This is a genomic window from Sutterella wadsworthensis, assembly GCF_003315195.1.
Classification (GTDB): Bacteria; Pseudomonadota; Gammaproteobacteria; order Burkholderiales; family Burkholderiaceae_F; genus Sutterella; species Sutterella wadsworthensis.
Genome location: NZ_QNRV01000013.1, coordinates 1 through 17,451 on the forward strand (window position 1 = coordinate 1; position 17,451 = coordinate 17,451).

Annotated in this window: 15 protein-coding genes; 4 read left to right on the forward strand and 11 right to left on the reverse strand. The window is 56.5% G+C overall.

Annotation, left to right across the window (positions count from 1 at the left end; genetic code table 11):
• Nucleotides 1–352: 352 nt before the first annotated feature.
• On the reverse strand, nucleotides 353–955 hold the full coding sequence (mobA, locus tag DES29_RS06595; protein ID WP_021995201.1) for a molybdenum cofactor guanylyltransferase MobA: 603 nt from the start codon (nucleotides 953–955) through the stop codon (nucleotides 353–355).
• A gap of 61 nt (nucleotides 956–1,016) precedes the next feature.
• Between mobA and DES29_RS06600 the strand changes: the two genes are divergently transcribed.
• A complete protein-coding gene (locus DES29_RS06600) occupies nucleotides 1,017–2,258 on the forward strand; it encodes a molybdopterin molybdotransferase MoeA (protein ID WP_113854646.1) in 1,242 nt (413 codons plus the stop codon).
• Between the two features lie 35 nt (nucleotides 2,259–2,293).
• On the opposite strand, the gene DES29_RS06605 is transcribed toward DES29_RS06600, so the two are convergent.
• The 5 genes from DES29_RS06605 to DES29_RS06625 form a co-directional block, all read right to left on the reverse strand.
• Nucleotides 2,294–3,229, reverse strand: a complete 936-nt coding sequence (locus tag DES29_RS06605) for a DMT family transporter (protein WP_016475050.1) — start codon at nucleotides 3,227–3,229, stop codon at nucleotides 2,294–2,296.
• A 116-nt stretch (nucleotides 3,230–3,345) separates the two neighbouring features.
• Entirely contained in the window at nucleotides 3,346–4,488 is a 1,143-nt protein-coding gene (locus DES29_RS06610) for a metallophosphoesterase family protein (RefSeq protein ID WP_016475051.1), read from the reverse strand.
• Entirely contained in the window at nucleotides 4,466–5,815 is a 1,350-nt protein-coding gene (locus DES29_RS06615) for a helix-turn-helix transcriptional regulator (RefSeq protein WP_240912724.1), read from the reverse strand. Before DES29_RS06615 ends, DES29_RS06610 begins: the two co-directional genes overlap by 23 nt.
• Nucleotides 5,816–5,898: 83 nt before the next feature.
• Nucleotides 5,899–6,558: an outer membrane lipoprotein periplasmic chaperone LolA gene (lolA, locus tag DES29_RS06620; protein WP_021995204.1), complete on the reverse strand. Its 660-nt coding sequence runs from the start codon at nucleotides 6,556–6,558 to the stop codon at nucleotides 5,899–5,901.
• Nucleotides 6,559–6,570: 12 nt separating this feature from the next.
• On the reverse strand, nucleotides 6,571–9,030 hold the full coding sequence (locus DES29_RS06625; RefSeq protein ID WP_236578880.1) for a DNA translocase FtsK: 2,460 nt from the start codon (nucleotides 9,028–9,030) through the stop codon (nucleotides 6,571–6,573).
• A gap of 370 nt (nucleotides 9,031–9,400) precedes the next feature.
• On the opposite strand from DES29_RS06625, the gene trxB reads away from it, so the two are divergent.
• From trxB to DES29_RS06640, 3 genes are all read left to right on the forward strand, one after another.
• On the forward strand, nucleotides 9,401–10,360 hold the full coding sequence (gene trxB / locus DES29_RS06630) for a thioredoxin-disulfide reductase (protein ID WP_016475056.1): 960 nt from the start codon (nucleotides 9,401–9,403) through the stop codon (nucleotides 10,358–10,360).
• A gap of 80 nt (nucleotides 10,361–10,440) precedes the next feature.
• The gene (locus tag DES29_RS06635; protein WP_016475057.1) at nucleotides 10,441–11,103 is read left to right on the forward strand and encodes a Smr/MutS family protein; all 663 of its coding nucleotides are present in this window, start codon (nucleotides 10,441–10,443) and stop codon (nucleotides 11,101–11,103) included.
• Between the two features lie 39 nt (nucleotides 11,104–11,142).
• Nucleotides 11,143–12,096 (forward strand): trimeric intracellular cation channel family protein, encoded by a 954-nt coding sequence (locus tag DES29_RS06640; protein WP_016475058.1) that lies wholly within the window; start codon nucleotides 11,143–11,145, stop codon nucleotides 12,094–12,096.
• A 299-nt stretch (nucleotides 12,097–12,395) separates the two neighbouring features.
• On the opposite strand, the gene DES29_RS06645 is transcribed toward DES29_RS06640, so the two are convergent.
• The 5 genes from DES29_RS06645 to folP all read right to left on the reverse strand — a co-directional run bounded on the left by DES29_RS06645 (nucleotide 12,396) and on the right by folP (nucleotide 17,357).
• Nucleotides 12,396–13,580 (reverse strand): porin, encoded by a 1,185-nt coding sequence (locus tag DES29_RS06645; RefSeq protein WP_016475059.1) that lies wholly within the window; start codon nucleotides 13,578–13,580, stop codon nucleotides 12,396–12,398.
• Between the two features lie 497 nt (nucleotides 13,581–14,077).
• A complete protein-coding gene (locus DES29_RS06650) occupies nucleotides 14,078–14,416 on the reverse strand; it encodes a P-II family nitrogen regulator (protein WP_005432453.1) in 339 nt (112 codons plus the stop codon).
• A 178-nt stretch (nucleotides 14,417–14,594) separates the two neighbouring features.
• The gene (locus tag DES29_RS06655; RefSeq protein WP_113854639.1) at nucleotides 14,595–14,960 is read right to left on the reverse strand and encodes a hypothetical protein; all 366 of its coding nucleotides are present in this window, start codon (nucleotides 14,958–14,960) and stop codon (nucleotides 14,595–14,597) included.
• A 132-nt stretch (nucleotides 14,961–15,092) separates the two neighbouring features.
• A complete protein-coding gene (gene glmM, locus DES29_RS06660) occupies nucleotides 15,093–16,451 on the reverse strand; it encodes a phosphoglucosamine mutase (RefSeq protein WP_046446549.1) in 1,359 nt (452 codons plus the stop codon).
• 36 nt (nucleotides 16,452–16,487) lie between these two features.
• Nucleotides 16,488–17,357 carry a dihydropteroate synthase gene (gene folP, locus DES29_RS06665; protein WP_113854640.1) on the reverse strand — a complete coding sequence of 290 codons (870 nt, stop codon included), beginning with the start codon at nucleotides 17,355–17,357 and terminating at the stop codon, nucleotides 16,488–16,490.
• Nucleotides 17,358–17,451: the final 94 nt, after the last annotated feature.

Consider the following 17,451-nt stretch of genomic DNA (forward strand, 5'->3'; position numbering starts at 1 on the left):
CGCCGGAATTGAAAGATTTGATTTGATCTCTTCTTTCGGCTTTCGAGAAGTGCAAACTTCGTAAAATTTTTGAGTCTCCGGATCGTGAAATCCGGTGCCTCTTTCGAGGCCCCTCAAGTTTCCGACGTTCACACTTATCGGTTCGTTGAATCTGATTTTTAAAGAACTGTCTGATCTGTCCGATCAGCGAAGAGTTCGCATCTTACAGAAGCTTCATCTTCTTGTCAAATGTCTGTCACATCGCAACGGACATCAACTTCTTTGCACTTCGCTTTTGTTTCGGCGTTCTCGTCGAAGCGAAGGATGCGAATTATGCAGAGCTTTTAAGCTCCTGTCAAGCGTCTGCAAAAAATTATTCTGCAGCCTTGAGTTCGTCGAGCGTATTGAGATTGGCAAAAGCACTTTCATCGGGCATCTGCACCGTCTCGGCGTGCAGTTCCGAATACCACCACCCCAATCGGCGTCGCCCTAGTGCAAGAAAGGATCCTGCGCTAAGCAGGCACTTGCTTCGAAGACAGGCAAAGGCATTTTGCGGACGCTCACCCTTAGCAATGAAGGCGTCGGGATCCCTGCCCTCTTGAAGTGAGCGCTCTTGAGCCATCCGAAAGCGCTCCATCAAGTCCTCAGGGAAAAACGGCGCATCACACGGCGCAGTCAGCACCCACTCCGTCATCACAACGCTTTGAGCCCCAGCTGCAGCCAAAGCGGCGAGCGGTCCGGCAAAAGCATCATCCAAATCACGAACAACCGGATACCCCCAAGCAGCATAGCGCTCAAGATTTCGATTGGCAGAAATGACGATAGAAACACACTGAGGCTTCAATCGGTCTATCACCGCTTCAATCAGCGGCCGTCCTCGGAAAAGTTCCAGTCCCTTGTCAACTCCGCCCATACGGGTGGCACGACCGCCCGCATAGATCAATCCCGTCACATTGTCTCTTGCTATCACTGCCATCCCGGACTCCTTGCTCTGGGCTATTCTTTCGGACATCAAAATCCGCTATGGGACACTTCTCATGACCGACTTCATCAGCGTCGAAAAAGTCTACGGCATCCTTGATGCGGCGATTACCCCCATCTCACGCAAAGAACGGCTGCCGCTCCGGGATGCACTGGGGTGCGTACTTGCCGAATCCCTTTATGCGACTAACGACGTACCTGCGTTCAATAATTCCGCCATGGACGGCTTCGCTTTCCCGGGGAGCTCGCTGCCCGCTCACGGCCTCGCACGGCTGCCGGTTGAAGGCGTCTCCTATGCCGGCGTGCCCTATTGCAGCGAATACTCGCCGCGAACCGCTCTGCGCGTCATGACGGGGGCAGCGGTGCCAGAAGGAGCCGACACGGTTATTCCCTTTGAGCATGTGCGCGAAACGACCGATGATGCAGGCCAAACGTGGATTGAATTTCCACACGATGAAGTCAAACCCGGCGCCAATCTTCGTCTGAAAGGAGAAGAAATGAAGGCGGGCAGCATTGTCATGCCGGCAGGGTTGGTACTCACTCCGGAATGGATCGGCATGGCGGCATCGCTCGGACATGCTGAACTTCTGGTGCGCCGCATCCGTGTCGCCGTTTTCTCCACGGGTGACGAACTCGCCGCCCCCGGGACTCCGGGTCCGCTCGACACCGGCCGAATTTACAACGCCAACTCGCCCTTGATCGCCGCCCTGGCGCAAAGCTGGGGAGCGCAGGTTGAAGACCTCGGCATTCTTCCCGATAACCCCGAAGCCATCCGGAGCGCCTTTCTGGATCTCGGCTCACGCGTCGACTTCATTGTCACTTCGGGCGGCGTCGGCGAAGGCGAGCATGACTACACCTCTAAAGTATTCGCGGAACTCGGCGGCGAGCTCTCGCACCATCACATCAGCCAGCGTCCGGGGAAACCTTTTTCTTTCGGGCGTCTGGGTGAAGCCGGACCTTGGTTCATCGCGCTGCCCGGGAATCCGGTTGCCGCTGCAGTTTCCGCAAAGCTCTACCTGCATCGTGCGGTCAGACTCGCTGCCGGCGCACTCAGCGATGAGATCGGCGGCAAGGTCGTGCCGGCTCGAGCATTAAGCCGCGTCAAAGGCCGCACCGGCCGCACCGACATCGTCCGCGGCCATCTCGAGCCGCAGGGTGAGGTGCTCACTTTTACGCCGGCCGGCAGTCAGGGTTCTGCCATGCTTTCTACCTTGGCCGGCATGAATGCAGCCGCCGTACTGCCCGAAGACACAGCTTCAGCCGAAGCCGGCAGCTTCGTTGAGTGCCTGCTCCTTTAAGCGAACGGCCGAATCGGCACCGTCCTGCGGCAGCTTTATGAGGATCGGCGGCGCTGAAAAAAATGCGGACGCTGCACCACCATGATGCCGCAGAACACCATTAAAGAACCCGCCACGAAAGGGAGTCCGACGGACTCCCCAAGTAAAAGCACCGAAAGGATGACGCCGAAAATCGGCGTCATAAAGACCAGAATCCCCAAACGAGCTGCCAAGTAAATTTTGATCAGCCGGCACCAAACGAGATAGCTTGCGAAAGACACGATAAAGATCTGAAAAAGCAGACTCGTCCAGCCGATCGCCGTTCCTTCGAAATGGTTCTGCCCGGTGAGCAGCGCACAGGGAAAAAGCAGCACAAAGCCGCCCGCCAGCTGCCAAAAAAGCATCTGCGTAGGCGCGGCCTCACTCACCGTCGTCACGCGCATCACGATGATCGTGAAGCCCCAGGAGATACCGGAACAAAGCCCCAGAATGTCACCCCACCACCAAAGTTCGCTGCCTTCGGCGGCGGGAGAATGGGACATAAGCGCCGGAAGCAGAAAAGCGGCTCCAATACCGAGAAACGCGAGCAGCACGCCGCCCCACTGAATCACAGAAAGCCGCTCTTCGGGCAGTTTGATGGCCAGACCAACCGCGGCAAAAAGCGGCGCAGTGTAAAGCAGCACCGACATATGCGCGGCGGAAGTGAAGCGAAGTCCTTCGGCCACGAAAAAGAATTCACCCGCAAAACCAAGCGCCAGCAGGAAACCGTCGCGCCACCTCAGCTTCGGATTCCATTTTTCATGCAGCACGAATTTAGCGGTAATCAGCAAAAGGAGCGCGGCGACGCCGGATCGCACTGAAACCTGAAGCATCGGTGAAACATCGCTGCCTGCAGCCTTAATGGCGACTTGCTGCAGTCCCCAAATAATGCAAAGAACAAGACAAGTGATGAGTGCGTAGCCGTCAATGGGACGACGAGAACTGTCGGGCATAACTCTGACAAAGAAAAACGAAGCGCCCGAAATGGAATCAATCGGGCGCCGTGGAAAGTAGAAAGGATACCGCTTTGGAGCAAAATCTTCTGCACTCAATGCGTTATGACTAGCACTTAAGCGCCGCCGTCAGAGCCGGCTCCCGTTTTCTTCTTGGGCTGCATACGCTTCCAACGGCCGCCTGGAGCACGGGCGCTCACGGCGCGTCCGAGCATTGCGTCGCGCCGAGGTTCTCGCTTTTCAGCTTCTGCGAGCGCACGGTTTCGCGCACGGGTCATCCGCGACGTGCGTTTTTCCTGCTCTGCCTCCGCCTCCTTGATGGAGCTCGGCGCAGGCTTCATGTCTGATGAAGGATGAAGTTCCGGCGGCTGAAAAGTCGGGGCTGCATGAGGGAGCGGCGTGCGCACAACCATCGCTGGCGGCGGCGTCCGTACGGGCGGAGCATCAATGCCGTGACTGTCCGCCCACTCCAACGCGCTCTTGAGCGCAGCGGCCTCACGGGGATCGAGCTGTGCAGGAATAACCACTTCACCGGTTATGGACGTAATGCCGCGGTACCCCACGCCTGTCATGATGATGCCGTGATGGCGTCCATACGCCCGGTCCTCATGCTGGTGCCCGTGGAAAAGACGCTTCACGCCCAGTGCCTCAGCGAGCCGATCGATAGCCGCAAACCCCTTGCGATGGCAGGACGGCGCCTCATGAGTGACCAGAATGTCTGCATGCTGACGCATCAAGTTCTGATAGACCGAAGGAAAGATCGTTGTGCGGTGACGGCGCGGCACCCCGCCGCGCCAGACGTTTCCGGGCCCTACCCGACGAATGAAAGTGGCCGGGCAGTAGTAATTGGGGGGATCATCAGGCATCCAAACCTGGCCGCGAAAAACGCCGCCCAAACCCGCAATGCGTACACCGCAGACATTGGCAGCCCGACCGTGGAGATTCTTGTCGGCAAGCTTGCTGCGCCACAAGTTGTCATACATCTCGTCGGATTCAGAATCGTGATTGCCGGGTATCCACCACACAGGAGCGTATTGCAGCGCCTCCTCCAGAACAACCTCAAGGGGGGCCGGCGCCTGCATATCGCCCAAAATGACCAATGCATCAGGCTGATACTCACGAGCAGCTTGATTGATCTGATCAAAACACCCATGAGGATCACCGCAAAAAAATATTTGCGGCAACTCCTTCGCAGCAGCCGGCCGACGGCGGCGGCGAGTCCTTCTGCGCTTCTTCTTAACCTCGATTTCCGTTGTCATCGCCCTTCTGATCACCCGTGTACTGCGCGGCGATGCGGGCGGCCTCATCACGGACTTCTTCACGCAGCTCCTGCGGGCCGACAACTTCGACCTTGGAGCCCCAGCGGAGAATTTCGCCCACGATTTCGGTGGAGTCGGAATAAGGGACCGTCAGCATCAGGGTGCCGTCATCGAGCTTTTCAACGTGCTGCTTCGGATGCCAGGCCTCGCGCAGCACATAGCTGCCAGCCTCTTGCGTAAAGTGCAGCTCAGCCGACTGAATCTTCCTGCCATGGAAGATTCCGTAGCCGCTGTCGAGCTCTGCCTCAATCGTGCTGAGCGGTATGCGCCGCACAGCCGTCGTGAGGATTTCGGCATTGGAGATGTTTTCGATCAGGAAGGTTTTGAGTGCTTCTGTGAGATGACAGTAAGCATCCACATACCAGCGGTTGCGGTAATGTACAAGGCGCAGCGGAGAAATCTCCCGCTCCTTGGTTTCTCCGGTGCGCTGAGAGTGGTAGCTGATGCGCAGTCGGCGTTTTTCGCAAAGCGCACATCCCACGAGTTCGAACGCTTCGGGCTCGCGGAAGATAACGCTACGGTCGATCACGCGCACGTGGCGCATGAGCATTCGCGGGCTGGTGCCGCCCAAATTGAAGAGATCCATGACACGCGCACGCAGCGGCGAAAGCTCTTTGGCAAGCGCAGAACTGCCGTCGGCCTCAAGCTGTCCTAAGAGGTCATAAGTCGATGTGAGCACAAAAAGCTCATCCGACGAATACCACTGCTTGGAGCGCAGCTTGAACGTACGATCCTTTGTTCGCCGAAAGGGATCAAAAGTTCGCGACTGACTTGCGCGTTTGGCGCGCAGCGCAGGTACGGTTTTATGCTCGTCAGCATCTGGCGACTCTGCATAGCAATAACCGCCTCGGGCCTTGGAGAATTGAATCGGTGCGCCAAGCTCCTCGCGCATGTAACGCAAGTCTCGCTTAATGGTGGGTGCGCTCACACGAAGAACCTCTTCAAAGAGCTCAAAAGGGACTACCCCCCTTTCGGCAAGAAGGCGGTCAATGATCAGACGGCGTGTGCTGCTTTTCATGACGGCGGGTTCCTCTGTGGATGCACTTCCGGCCAAAAGCCGGTCTCTTCTTAAGGTTGACGCGGCACCGGCCGGAAGACGATGCGGCTTCTTCATGAAGCGCTCGCCGCGGCCATCCGCAGACTTTGAGGGACACTTGCCCAGAACTTGAAAAGCTGACGCTTTCCGCTCCGGGAGCGCTCCCTCCATTTCGAAAACATTTCGGATTCGCTCTCCACCTGTCTCAAGCACATGAGTGCTCTTGCGCACGGCGGCGAATCCAAGTGCATCAATTCTAACGGACTTGGCAGCAAAGCCTGTATAGGAGCTGCAAATTGACTGCGGAACTTTTTTTAGGCGTCCTGGAGCACATCGACGCCCTTAGGAATCACAAAGCGGAACCGATCGGGATTCATCTGCTCGAGCGCCTTGAAGCGGAGAAACTTCACCTCTGTGGTTTGTCCAAACGTATCGCGAAGCGACATGCTGTCAGGATTGCCTGAAGCATCGAAAACTACCTTCACCGATTCAAACCCAGCCTGAGGCTCTTTAGGCGTGAGCGTGACGGCACCCGCCTCCGACGATGTCTGCCAATCCTTCGGGAGCGTCCCGCTGCCGAAAAGAACGGCTGCCGGGGTTGCGCCCAACGCGTCGGAGACTTTTTTAACGGTCACCTGCATCAGATCTTCGTCATAAAGCCAAAGTGTCTGGCCATCCGACACGACCTGCTGCTTCCAGGGCTTCTCATAATTCCAAAGAAAAGCGCCGGGACGACGAAAGGCGAAGATACCCTCGGCTTCGTTGACCAGCTTGCCCGAGCGGTCGACAACACGCTGCCGGAAGGCGCCTTCGGCAGCCGAAACGTGCGACAAGAAGGCCTCGAGCTGAGCGCTTCCGTCAACGGACACGGTCTTTACCGCTTCGGCGCAGACACCCAGAGGACTGAATGCGCCGGCGCAGAGCGCAGCACCCATCAAAACAAAAAAACGGCGGCGGGGAAAATCTGCTGACATGAGCAACATCCATCAAAGTTCGCGGTCAGGCACCAGCGTCGTACGCTTGCCCATAGCATTCGGCTTGCTCACAAGCCCTGCAGCCTCCATCGCTTCAAGAATATTGGCCGCACGGTTGTAGCCTATGGCAAGGTGACGCTGCACGAGAGAAATGGAAGCACGTTTTTCTGTAAGCACAACTTGCACGGCTTCATCGTAGAGCGGATCCTTTTCGCCGGACTTGCGGCCGCGGCCGCCGACGGAAGATTCGCCGTCCTCGTCGGCGGTTTCCGCTCCCTCTGTAACCCCCGAAACATAACTCGGCGAACCCTGGCGGCGCAGCGCTTCCGCCACACGCTGCACTTCACCGTCATCGACGAAACACCCCTGGATGCGGCGGGCATCGGGCGCACCCGGACGATGAAAGAGCATGTCGCCGTTGCCGAGCAGCTGCTCAGCGCCAGATTCGCCGAGAATGACCCGACTGTCGGTAGCAGAAGCCACCTGGAAAGCGATTCGGCTCGGTACATTGGCCTTAATCAGAGACGTCACCACATCCACCGATGGCCGTTGAGTGGCCAGAATCAAATGGATGCCGGCAGCACGCGCCTTCTGTGTGAGGCGGGTGATTTCACCCTCAACTTCCTTGCGGTTGGTGAGCATGAGGTCAGCGAGCTCATCCACCACGCAGACAATGTAAGGCCAAGGCTCGAGGTTGGGCGCCGCAGGATCGTCCTTGGCCGCCATCGGATCGCGAATAGGCGTTCCGCGGGCTTCGGCTTCAAGCACCTTCTCGTTGAAACCCGAAAACTGACGCACACCCACGCGGCTCATGACGGCATAGCGGCGGTCCATTTCGTTGGTCAGCCACTTTAACGCTGCACTGGCCTTATTCATATCCGTCACTACCGGCGTGAGGAGATGCGGAATGTCGTTGTAGAGCGAGAATTCGAGCATCTTCGGGTCAATCAGCACAAGCCGCAGGCGCTTAGGCGAATTCCGAAAGAGCATCGACAGAATCATGGCGTTGATGCCCACGGACTTGCCCGAACCCGTCGTACCCGCCACCAAAAGATGCGGCGTCTTAGCGAGATCAATCACCACGGGGTGACCGGCAATGTCTTTGCCCAAGGCAAGCGTAAGCGCTGAGGTGCTCTTCTCATAGGCTTCGCTCTTTAGGATTTCTTTAAGCCGAACCGTCTCACGCACGGGATTAGGCACCTCAATGCCAATGCAGCTGGTGCCGGGGATAGAGAGAACGATGCGCACAGCCTGCACGCCCAAAGCACGGCGCAGATCGTCGCGGACACTTTCAATCTGCGCACCTTTGACGCCCGGACCTGGCTCCAGTCGATACTGCGTAATCACCGGACCAGGCTGAGCACCCAGAACTTCCGCATCAATGTTGTAGCTCTTTAGCTTGGCAACGATCAAACGGCTTGTCAGCTGAATCGATTCCTCATCCGTCTTTCGCCCGTTGGGGTCAGGCGTATCCAGAAGCGAAAGACTTGGATGTGCCTCTTCTACCGAAGGACGTGCAGGGGAAGTAAAGCCCTGCGGTGCCGGCGTGATCATCTGATCGACAAAAAGCGACTGCGAACCCGCACTCTTCAGGTCGGGTTTAACAATTTCAAATTCCTGCCGCAAAGCGGTTGGTTCATAGAGCGCAGAGATATCCGCTGCCGAATCCGTGCTGCCATCTGAAGCAGGGACTTCTTCTCCGGCATCGGAATACCCAACCGTTCTCGGCGCGTCCTTCCGAAAGCGGGCAACGATTTTCTCATCAATGAAGCGGCCGATCCCTTCTGCAATGTCTGCCCAGGAAAAATCGAGCAGTAGGGCAATACCGATCGCCATCAGCACCAAAAAGACGACTGCCGAAACACCAGCACCGACATAGTAGATAACCGCACGCGCCAGAGAGTTGCCCAAAATACCGCCGGTGCCGGCCGGCAGTCCGAAATCCACACCGCCGAAGCGGAGGGCCTCAAGCGAAGTGGACCCCATCAAAAGTGCGCAAAGACCGATGAACGCGGTGAATTTCGGCGGATTGACACGATCAGGGGCGGTTTCACCGCGCTGAATGCGCCAGCGTGCACGCAGCGCAAAAACAGCCATCATGGCCAGACCGAGCACGAGCCACCAAGCGGAAAAACCAAGCATGCTAAAGAGCAGATCCGCCGCCCACGCCCCCCAAAGGCCGCAGAGATTGACCGGCGCACGAGCCGTTGAAACCGAAAACGAGGGGTCAGCAGGCGAATAGCTCGCAAGCGCCGCGGCGAGTGCGACGGCAAGCGGCATGGCGAACACCCAGGCATACTGCCAGAGAAAACGGGCAAGACCCACAAATGCTTCAGAGAGACGCTCACTCAATGCGCGCATAAGCGCTGCTCGGCGCTCGCGGCGAGCGGCTCGACGTGCCGCAGCTTCTTCGCGGCGGGCAGCCTGATCGGCATCCGCCCCGGCTGAGGGCACTCCGCTTCTGCTGAGCACTTCGCCTTCTGCATCGGCATTCGCATTCCGCCTGGCTTTAGAGGCCCGGCTGGCTTTTGAAGCCCTCGAAGGCTTGATGCGATCTTCATCCACATCGTCTTCAATTTTTGTTCGCGTTCTCGCCATACGGAACCCTTGGTGTATGCTCAAACCAATTATTTTATGAGCGAACTGGAATGAGTGCTTTACAGCTTTGCCGCCTCAAGGCGCCTCAGCTGCCTGCAAATTCCTACTCGTTCATGGCTGTCCGAGTTGCGCCGTCTTTTGCCGGCATTCTGCAAACGCCAAATCTAGACGCCTCTAAGCTGTGCCGAGACTGGAAAGCTGGCGGCCTTTCGGACGTTAACCCTTTTCTAAAGAGTAAAGCACCATGACGCAAACAAATCACGCCAAAGTCATCATTCTCGGTTCCGGTCCTGCTGGCTGGACCGCCGCGGTATATGCCGCACGCGCCAACCTTAAACCGGTCGTCATTACCGGCATGGAAGCGGGCGGCCAGCTCATGACCACGACCGAAGTTGACAATTGGCCGGGCGCTGCTGAAGGCATTCAGGGACCGGACTTGATGGAACAGATGCAAAAGCAGGCTGAACGCTTCGGCACCCAGGTGGTCTACGACCTCGTGAAGGATGTTGACCTCTCCAGCCGTCCATTCAAGCTCACAACCGACCTCGGTGACGTTTGGACCTGCGACGCGCTGATCGCCGCCACCGGCGCTTCGGCCATGTATCTGGGGCTTCCCTCTGAAGCCGCCTATAAGGGCAAGGGTGTTTCCGCCTGCGCCACTTGCGACGGCTTCTTTTACCGCGGAAAGCCCGTTGCTGTCGTGGGCGGCGGCAACGCTGCTGTCGAAGAAGCGCTTTACCTCGCCAACATTGCCTCCAAAGTAACACTCATTCATCGACGCGATACCTTCCGCGCTGAACCGATCCTGATTGATCAGCTGATGGATGAAGTGAAAGCCGGCCGCATCGAACTTGCACTGCGCCGCGAAGTCGACGAGATCCTCGGCGACGGCAAGAGCGTTACCGGCGTGCGCCTGAAGAGCACCGCCGGCGAAGCGCCTGTCGAAGTGCCGTTGGAGGGCGTCTTTATTGCCATTGGGCATAAACCCAATACAACGATCTTTGAGGGCAAGCTGGAGCTTTCAAACGGCTACATCGTTACCCGCGGCACAGGTCATGCCACTGCCTCCGCAACATCGGTGGAGGGCGTTTTCGCTGCCGGCGACGTTCAGGATCAGGTCTACCGTCAGGCGGTCACCTCCGCAGCGGCAGGCTGCATGGCGGCGCTGGATGCACAGCGCTACCTTGAGGCACTGAGCCGCTGATCAATATACAGCCTGAAAGCAGATCAATCGCTGCCGAACCTTTTGGAATCCAATCATTTCTGCAACATCCGACTTTTAAAATGGCTCAATATCACGATCTTTCGGATTTAAAGAAGCTTTCACACGACCTCAAGGTTCAGGCCAAGGCCGCGCAGGAAGCCAAACGCGTTCAGGCGGCCAAAGCGAACCGCCTTGGCGCCGAAGCGGCGGCTTTCCGCGAAGCGATGGCCTCGCTCGGCGTCAAGAATGAGGACCACACCCGCGGACGCCGTATTACAACGCCGGCCAAACCAGCGCCAGTTCCGCACCAGAGCAAACTGGAAAAAGAAGCGGTTCTCGAAGAATCCCTCTCAGACCAGTGCGATCCGGTGGTGTTTCTCGAGAGCGATGACGGCCTCATGTTCCGCCGCCCGGACGTGCCGCCGGATATTCCCCGCAAGCTCTATCGCGGTGAATGGACAGTGCAGGATCACATTGACCTGCACGGTCTCTTCGTTGACGAGGCGCGCGACGCCGTCGCGGCCTTCATCCGTACAGCGATGATCCGCGGTCACAGATGCCTGAGAATCGTCCACGGCAAGGGCTATAACTCCGAAGGCGGTCAAAGTGTTCTCAAAGAAATGGTCCGCCGCTGGCTGCAGCAAAAGAGCGAAGTCATGGCTTTTGTCCAGGCGCCTCCGCATGACGGTGATTCCGGCGCCGTAATTGTGCTGCTCGAGCAGCGCCGCCCGCGCCGCAGCTAAGGGGACTCTGCGCAACGCCGCAAGGAGGGCACTTTCGCCATGATGACACCCGTAATCAATGCTTTGACGCCGTCGACTGAATGGGTCGACACGATTGCCATGCTCGGTTTCTCGTTTGCCGGCATTCTGGCTGCTCGCGGGCGCGGCGTTGACCCGGTGGGTGTTTTTATTTTGGCCTTTACAAGCGCCTTCGGCGGCGTTACGGTACGCGATATGCTGCTCGACATCCGGCCTTTTTACTGGGTGTCACACGAAGCTTTTACCTGGCTCATCATCTGCTTCACCATTTTTGCGCCGGTCATTGCTGCCCGTCTTTCCGACCGCATTGCACGAGAACTCTTTCTTTGGGCCGATGCTGTCGGTCTGGGTTTCTTTTCAGCATCAGCGACCGTTCTTGCGTGGGAGAGCGGCATTCCGCCGCTCTCGTGCACATTGGTTGGCGTGATCACCGGCATTGTGGGCGGTATCTTCCGCGACGTCCTGCTTAACCGCTTGCCCGCGGCGCTCTCTGACCGCAAACCTTATGGGCTGGCCGCATTTATCGGCTGTTGGTTTGGAATCGTGCTCCTTTCGGACGGCGTTGCCGCAGCAACCGTCATTTTGGTGACCGCCGCTTCAATCGTGCTGATCCGTATGTTCACACTGAAGGTGAACTGGGAAATTCGCTATCGCTCTCCGCTCTCACGCCGCATATTCCCTGGGAACGGGCCTATCAGTCTGACGCGCATCCTTCGGCGTTCTAATACTGCGCCAAAGCCCCCTCGGCTGCTGAAAACGCCAAAGTCTTCTAAGTCATCCAAATCGGAACCTGCGGCTTCCGCACCACAAATGCCCCGCATTTATAAACGTGCTAACCCTGCCAATCTGCCGTCGGCAGCGCCCTGGCGCCCTATCGATGCGCCTTTAGAAGATAAGACCAAACCCTCTGCAAAATCCCCTTCGCAGAACTTAAATACGCCTGCAGAACCGGACTCTCCTAAACACGAAGATTGATCCTAATAAACCTTCTTGGAACTGATGCCAGATGGCCCAGAACGGCATCAGCATGAGAATGCCGTTGAGCAGACAATCAAATGCTTTGTGAAAATGCTCTGTGGTGTCTTGGAGCTCTTTGACCGATCGCCCGCATTCAGCAGTACCGGACAACCCACATAATTTCGAAAAAGCGAACGGCGCGGAGTCCTAATGGAACTTCGCGCCGTTTTGTTCTTGAGGCTAAATGCCTCATCAAATTTTTGTGATCTTTGGACCTCCTCAAGTGAGGAGGTTCGGTTCACGCAAGATTTGATGGATTAGAACGTGTGAACGAGGCCGCAGTAAACCTGAGTAACCTGAGCTTTGTAATCAGAGACGTCACCTTCTGCAGCATCACCCTTGGTCTGACCGTACCCGGCACCAACATAAACGCCAGTACGAGTGGAGAGCGGATAGTTGTAACGAGCAGACACTCCATAGTACTTGTAGTCACTGTCAGCTTCATTACCCGCATATTCTTCCGAGAAATCAACGAAGTAGAGACCAGCCGTGAGCGTACCAGCACCTAAAGGAGCAGCAGCACCGAGGTGCAGACCATAGCCCTTCAAGCCCAATGCTTTATAAGTATTGTTGCTAAGCTCTGCGTCAATACCAGCAACTGACGTCTGATGCTTAAAGTACTGGGCTTCAGCGAAGAGTTGAACAACTTCGAAATCGTAGTTGCCACCGATGAAGACTAACTGGCCATCCTTGTCGAGTTCACGACCGTAAGCGACAGCAAGAGTACCACCGTTATTCTCATTAGCACCGTACTTTGTCAGTTCATAGCCAACAGCGAAAGCGGCAGGGCCATATTCGCCCGACACACCAATTGATGCATAGCGCTGGGCATGCGACGTGCCTTCATCACCGCTAAATTCGGGATCTCCGTCAGAGTTAACTTTTGCAGAAGCCTTGCTGTCCGTCTTGAACGAATACTGAGCAGTCAGCTGCAGACCGGCAAAGCGCGGAGTCTGATAGACAACCATGTTGTCATAACGATCAGAAGCCGCAAAGCCCCAAACATCACCATCGCCGCCGTCGAAAGATTCAACATAGCCCAGCATGTCATACGTGCCGCAGGACGACGAAAGGCCGCCGAAACGGCCGAAGGCAACAGAACCGAACGGGCCGGAGAGCGTCAGACCGGCTTCACGGCCGAAGAGACGGCTGCCCTGACCCATCGTACCATCGTCACCATTGAAGCCGCTTTCGAGCTTGAAGCTGACCTTATAGCCGTTGCCAAGGTCTTCGGAGCCTTTCAGACCCCAGCGGTTGCCCGTATCCCAACCGGTCTGCATGTCAAACGTGTCGCTCTTCTCAGAGGAACCGTCAAACTTGGTGGTCTTCTTGTGGAAGTATTCAAAACCGGTATCGAGAGCGCCGTAAAGCGTCACGTCAGCGGCCATAGCAGAGCCGGCAAAAACGCCGAGAACGGCGAGAGCGGTGAGAGACTTTTTCATGATGTTGCCTTCACATAGCTATACGGCTTGATCAAGCCGCATAAAGAATGGATTAGTGGGAGACCGTATGCTGCCGGTCTCCCGAACGACTCATAAACGAAGACTCTTGCAGAAACCGTTTACCTGTCGCTCCACGTATGATAGGCAAGCGAATAAGAATCGCTATTTTTTGTTTCGCTTAAAAATTTGTTATATCTTATATATTTCAATATATTACAGCGAATACAACTCCATTGTCGAAATCAATTGTTGCCCCCCCCCAACAGATTTTGTCTCTTAATGCCGCATATCTCGGCAACGATATGTGTTCTCTCCCGTTATTGTCTTAGATGACGCAGAATGTCAAAACACAGTGTGCTGTGAGCATTTGCGCGCCTGTCTTTCTGATGCGGTAAGACAGGCTTTCCAAAAAATGAGTGGGCGCTCCAAGCAATGATGAACGCCGGCCGCTAAATCAAATAGAGCCGCTCAAAGCGGCTCTATATTCAGCCGAAAATTTAAACAGCTGATTCGCCGGTTTCACCCGTACGGATTCGAATCACCTGTTCAACGTCGTAGACGAAAATCTTGCCGTCGCCAATTTTGCCCGTATGGGCAGCTTTACGAATAGCATCAATGGCTTGCTCCACGAGGTCGTCGGCCACAACCGTTTCAACCTTAAGCTTGGGGAGAAAGTCCACGACATATTCTGCGCCGCGGTAGAGCTCCGTATGCCCCTTTTGGCGACCGAAACCTTTGACTTCGGTAACAGTAAGGCCGTGCACGCCCGTTTCGGAAAGTGCTTCACGAACATCGTCGAGCTTGAAAGGCTTAATCACGGCAACGATCTGCTTCATTTGATTTGACCTGAATCGAGTGGCTGCGGAACGCACCTGCGATCCGCTGTAAAAGCATAAGTCTAAAGAAAAACAAAGCCGGAGTTCCTTTCGGGACTCCGGCCTTCTTGAGATTGAATCAACTCTTCTGCGAAAGTACTTCATAGAAGCACCGCCGACAGACGAGACACATTCATTCTCAGGCCACCTTCGTCGTACGCTTGACAGAGGATTTGGCGGGTTCCGCCTCAACAGCCGGGGCAGCGGCCGGAGCCGGTGCAGCGACGGATTCAGCGGGCTTAACGGCCGAAGCCTTGCCGACGCGATATTCGTAGAGCGAAACGTCTTTGACACGGACGCCGAACTTTGGATCGTTGTTCGGGCTGTGCCAGACGTCGCGCTTCTGACGCCACGCATTGATAAAGGCGATCACATTCTGCGGCATCTTGACGGAATCAGAAAGCTCATTGACGGTGAACTGCTGACCGCCGACCAAAAAAAGCTGCAGCTGGTGAATAAAAGGGCCCTGTTCTTCAACCTTGACGGGTTCCGGATTCTCTGCCATTTTTTAGTTTCCTAAGCATTCACGCATGCATCCGTCGGTCGAAAAAATGATACGAACGACGGGTTGTTGGAAAGGTGCAATGCACGCGTATTAGGTGAAGTACTTTATCACGACTTCCGCTGTCGCAAGTCATCATTTAGATGTTTTTGACAACAGATTGTTTTCAAGTGCCTGTGCCATCTTCTCGGCAAGCTGTTCGGCAAAGGCCTTGTCATCGGCCTCAACCATGATGCGGAGCACAGGTTCCGTTCCGGACGGCCGAATGAGCACCCGGCCTCGGCCGGCTACCGCCCGTTCCGCTTCAGTGACTGTAGCAGCAAACTGAGGCAGGGAGTGCCAATCAGCACCGCGCGTGAACGGACGATTAATGAGCACCTGCGGCATCAGCTGGAGATCCGCCGTGAGCTCCGCCAAGCTTTTGCCTGTATGACGCATCGCCGAAAGAACCTGCAGAGCGCTCACGATACCGTCGCCCGTGGTCTGTCGGTCGAGTGCGAGCAGATGCCCAGATGTTTCGCCGCCCAAAATCCAACCTCGCTCGAGCAGCATCTCAAGCACGTATCGATCCCCTACTTTGGCTCGACCGAAAGGAATGCCGAGCTCATTGAGCCGTTTTTCCAGTCCGTAGTTGGTCATCAGCGTTCCAGCAACGCCCGCCACCATGCCTTTGGAAAGGCGGTCGCGGATCATCACATAGAGCAGCTCGTCACCGGTATAAACCCGTCCGTCAGCGTCAGCCATGATGAGACGGTCTGCGTCCCCGTCAAGGCTCACCGCCACTTGACAGCCCGCGGCCCGGCACTGCTCAGACAAATGCTCAGTGTGTGTCGCCCCTACGCCGCGATTGATGTTGAAGCCGTCAGGCGTATTGCCGACCGCGACCACATCGGCGCCAAGCTCATGAAAGACATCCGGCGCAACGTGATAGGCCGCACCGTTGGCGCAGTCGACGAAGATCTTCAGGCCCTTTAAATCGATGTCGCTGTCGATCGTCGATTTGCAGAATTCGATGTAGCGCCCAGAGGCATCATCGAGCCGTCGAGCCTTTCCCAACTCTGCCGACGGAACGCAGGCGAAGCCTTCGTCAATCTCTTCTTCAATCTCCACTTCCCAGCTGTCCGGGAGCTTCTGTCCGGCAGCAGAGAAAAATTTAATGCCGTTGTCGTCATAGGGATTATGCGAAGCAGAGATAACAACGCCGGCATCCAGCCGCTGCGCGCGGGTGAGATATGCGACTGCGGGTGTCGGAATGGGACCGCAGAGAACCACATCAACGCCGGCGCTTGAGAAACCGGCCTGCAGTGCGGCTTCAAGCATATAGCCCGAAACACGTGTGTCCTTGCCGATCAAGACCGAAGCGCGCCCCGTTGGGTTATGCCGCTTAAGGACTCGGCCGGCGGCCTGACCAAGCTTCATCACGAAGTCCGGCGTAATCGGAGCTGAGCCGACCTTGCCGCGCACACCGTCTGTGCCGAAATAACGTCGCTTCATAGTGGTTCTCCTTGGGTGTTCTTCTTTGTATTTTTATCAGTGAACGAGCCGAGCTGCCGCTTTTTCAATAGCCGACAGCACGAGGAGTTCATCACGGGTTTCAGCCACATCATGCACGCGCACGATCTGAGCGCCCAAACCGCAGGCAATGACCGCGCAGGCAGCACTGGCCGCAGTCCGGTCTTTAGGGACTTCTCGTCCGATCACCGCACCCAGCTCTGACTTGCGCGATACAGCCGCCATCAAAGGCTGGCCGGAGGAAGCAAAACGAAGCGTAGCGGCAATCAGTTCAAAATTGCCTTCTACCGTCTTGCCGAACCCAAATCCCGGATCCCAGCAGATGCGGTCTGACGATACGCCGAGCTCACGAAGCGCGGTCGTGCGTTTGGCCAAATAGTCATAAACGGACGCAACAATGTCCGATCCGCGAGGCGCATCAAAGCCATGCATGACCACCAAGCCGCAGTCGGTGGCTGCCGCCGCTTCTGCAGCGCCCGTAAGATCGAACCCGCGGACGTCGTTAAGGATCTTTGCCCCCGCTTTAGCAGCGGCCGTCATGATCTCAGGACGCGAAGTATCCACGGACACAACGAACCCCTCGGCAGCGAGCGCCTCCACCACTGGAAGCACTCGGCGGGATTCTTCTTCAAGCGACACTGGGCTGGACCCCGGACGCGTAGACTCTCCGCCAACGTCAATAATGTCGGCGCCATGAGCGGCCATTCGCCGAGCCCAAGCCACCGCATCGTCGAGCTTATTGTGATCTCCGCCGTCGGAAAACGAATCCGGCGTTACATTGAGAATTCCCATAATGAGCGGTCGAGCGCTCAAATCGAATACTCGGTCGGCGCAGCGCCATGTTTTTGCGAACGGCATGGTGCCGCCGTACTGCAGATTTGTGAACATCCTCTTATTCCTTTTTTCTCGCACTGAAAAAGGCCGCCCGACAGCCGCAGAGCGGCAGGCGCGGCGGCCTTTGCAGATGGGCTGCTCAGAGCGC

What these genes read in the sequence shown, in the direction of transcription:
- mobA (WP_021995201.1), bottom strand. Translation starts at nt 955, where the DNA reads ATGGCAGTGATAGCAAGAGACAATGTGACGGGATTGATCTATGCGGGC.
- DES29_RS06600 (WP_113854646.1), top strand. Translation starts at nt 1,017, where the DNA reads ATGACCGACTTCATCAGCGTCGAAAAAGTCTACGGCATCCTTGATGCG.
- DES29_RS06605 (WP_016475050.1), bottom strand. Translation starts at nt 3,229, where the DNA reads ATGCCCGACAGTTCTCGTCGTCCCATTGACGGCTACGCACTCATCACT.
- DES29_RS06610 (WP_016475051.1), bottom strand. Translation starts at nt 4,488, where the DNA reads ATGACAACGGAAATCGAGGTTAAGAAGAAGCGCAGAAGGACTCGCCGC.
- lolA (WP_021995204.1), bottom strand. Translation starts at nt 6,558, where the DNA reads ATGTCAGCAGATTTTCCCCGCCGCCGTTTTTTTGTTTTGATGGGTGCT.
- trxB (WP_016475056.1), top strand. Translation starts at nt 9,401, where the DNA reads ATGACGCAAACAAATCACGCCAAAGTCATCATTCTCGGTTCCGGTCCT.
- DES29_RS06635 (WP_016475057.1), top strand. Translation starts at nt 10,441, where the DNA reads ATGGCTCAATATCACGATCTTTCGGATTTAAAGAAGCTTTCACACGAC.
- DES29_RS06640 (WP_016475058.1), top strand. Translation starts at nt 11,143, where the DNA reads ATGATGACACCCGTAATCAATGCTTTGACGCCGTCGACTGAATGGGTC.
- DES29_RS06645 (WP_016475059.1), bottom strand. Translation starts at nt 13,580, where the DNA reads ATGAAAAAGTCTCTCACCGCTCTCGCCGTTCTCGGCGTTTTTGCCGGC.
- DES29_RS06650 (WP_005432453.1), bottom strand. Translation starts at nt 14,416, where the DNA reads ATGAAGCAGATCGTTGCCGTGATTAAGCCTTTCAAGCTCGACGATGTT.
- DES29_RS06655 (WP_113854639.1), bottom strand. Translation starts at nt 14,960, where the DNA reads ATGGCAGAGAATCCGGAACCCGTCAAGGTTGAAGAACAGGGCCCTTTT.
- glmM (WP_046446549.1), bottom strand. Translation starts at nt 16,451, where the DNA reads ATGAAGCGACGTTATTTCGGCACAGACGGTGTGCGCGGCAAGGTCGGC.
- folP (WP_113854640.1), bottom strand. Translation starts at nt 17,357, where the DNA reads ATGTTCACAAATCTGCAGTACGGCGGCACCATGCCGTTCGCAAAAACA.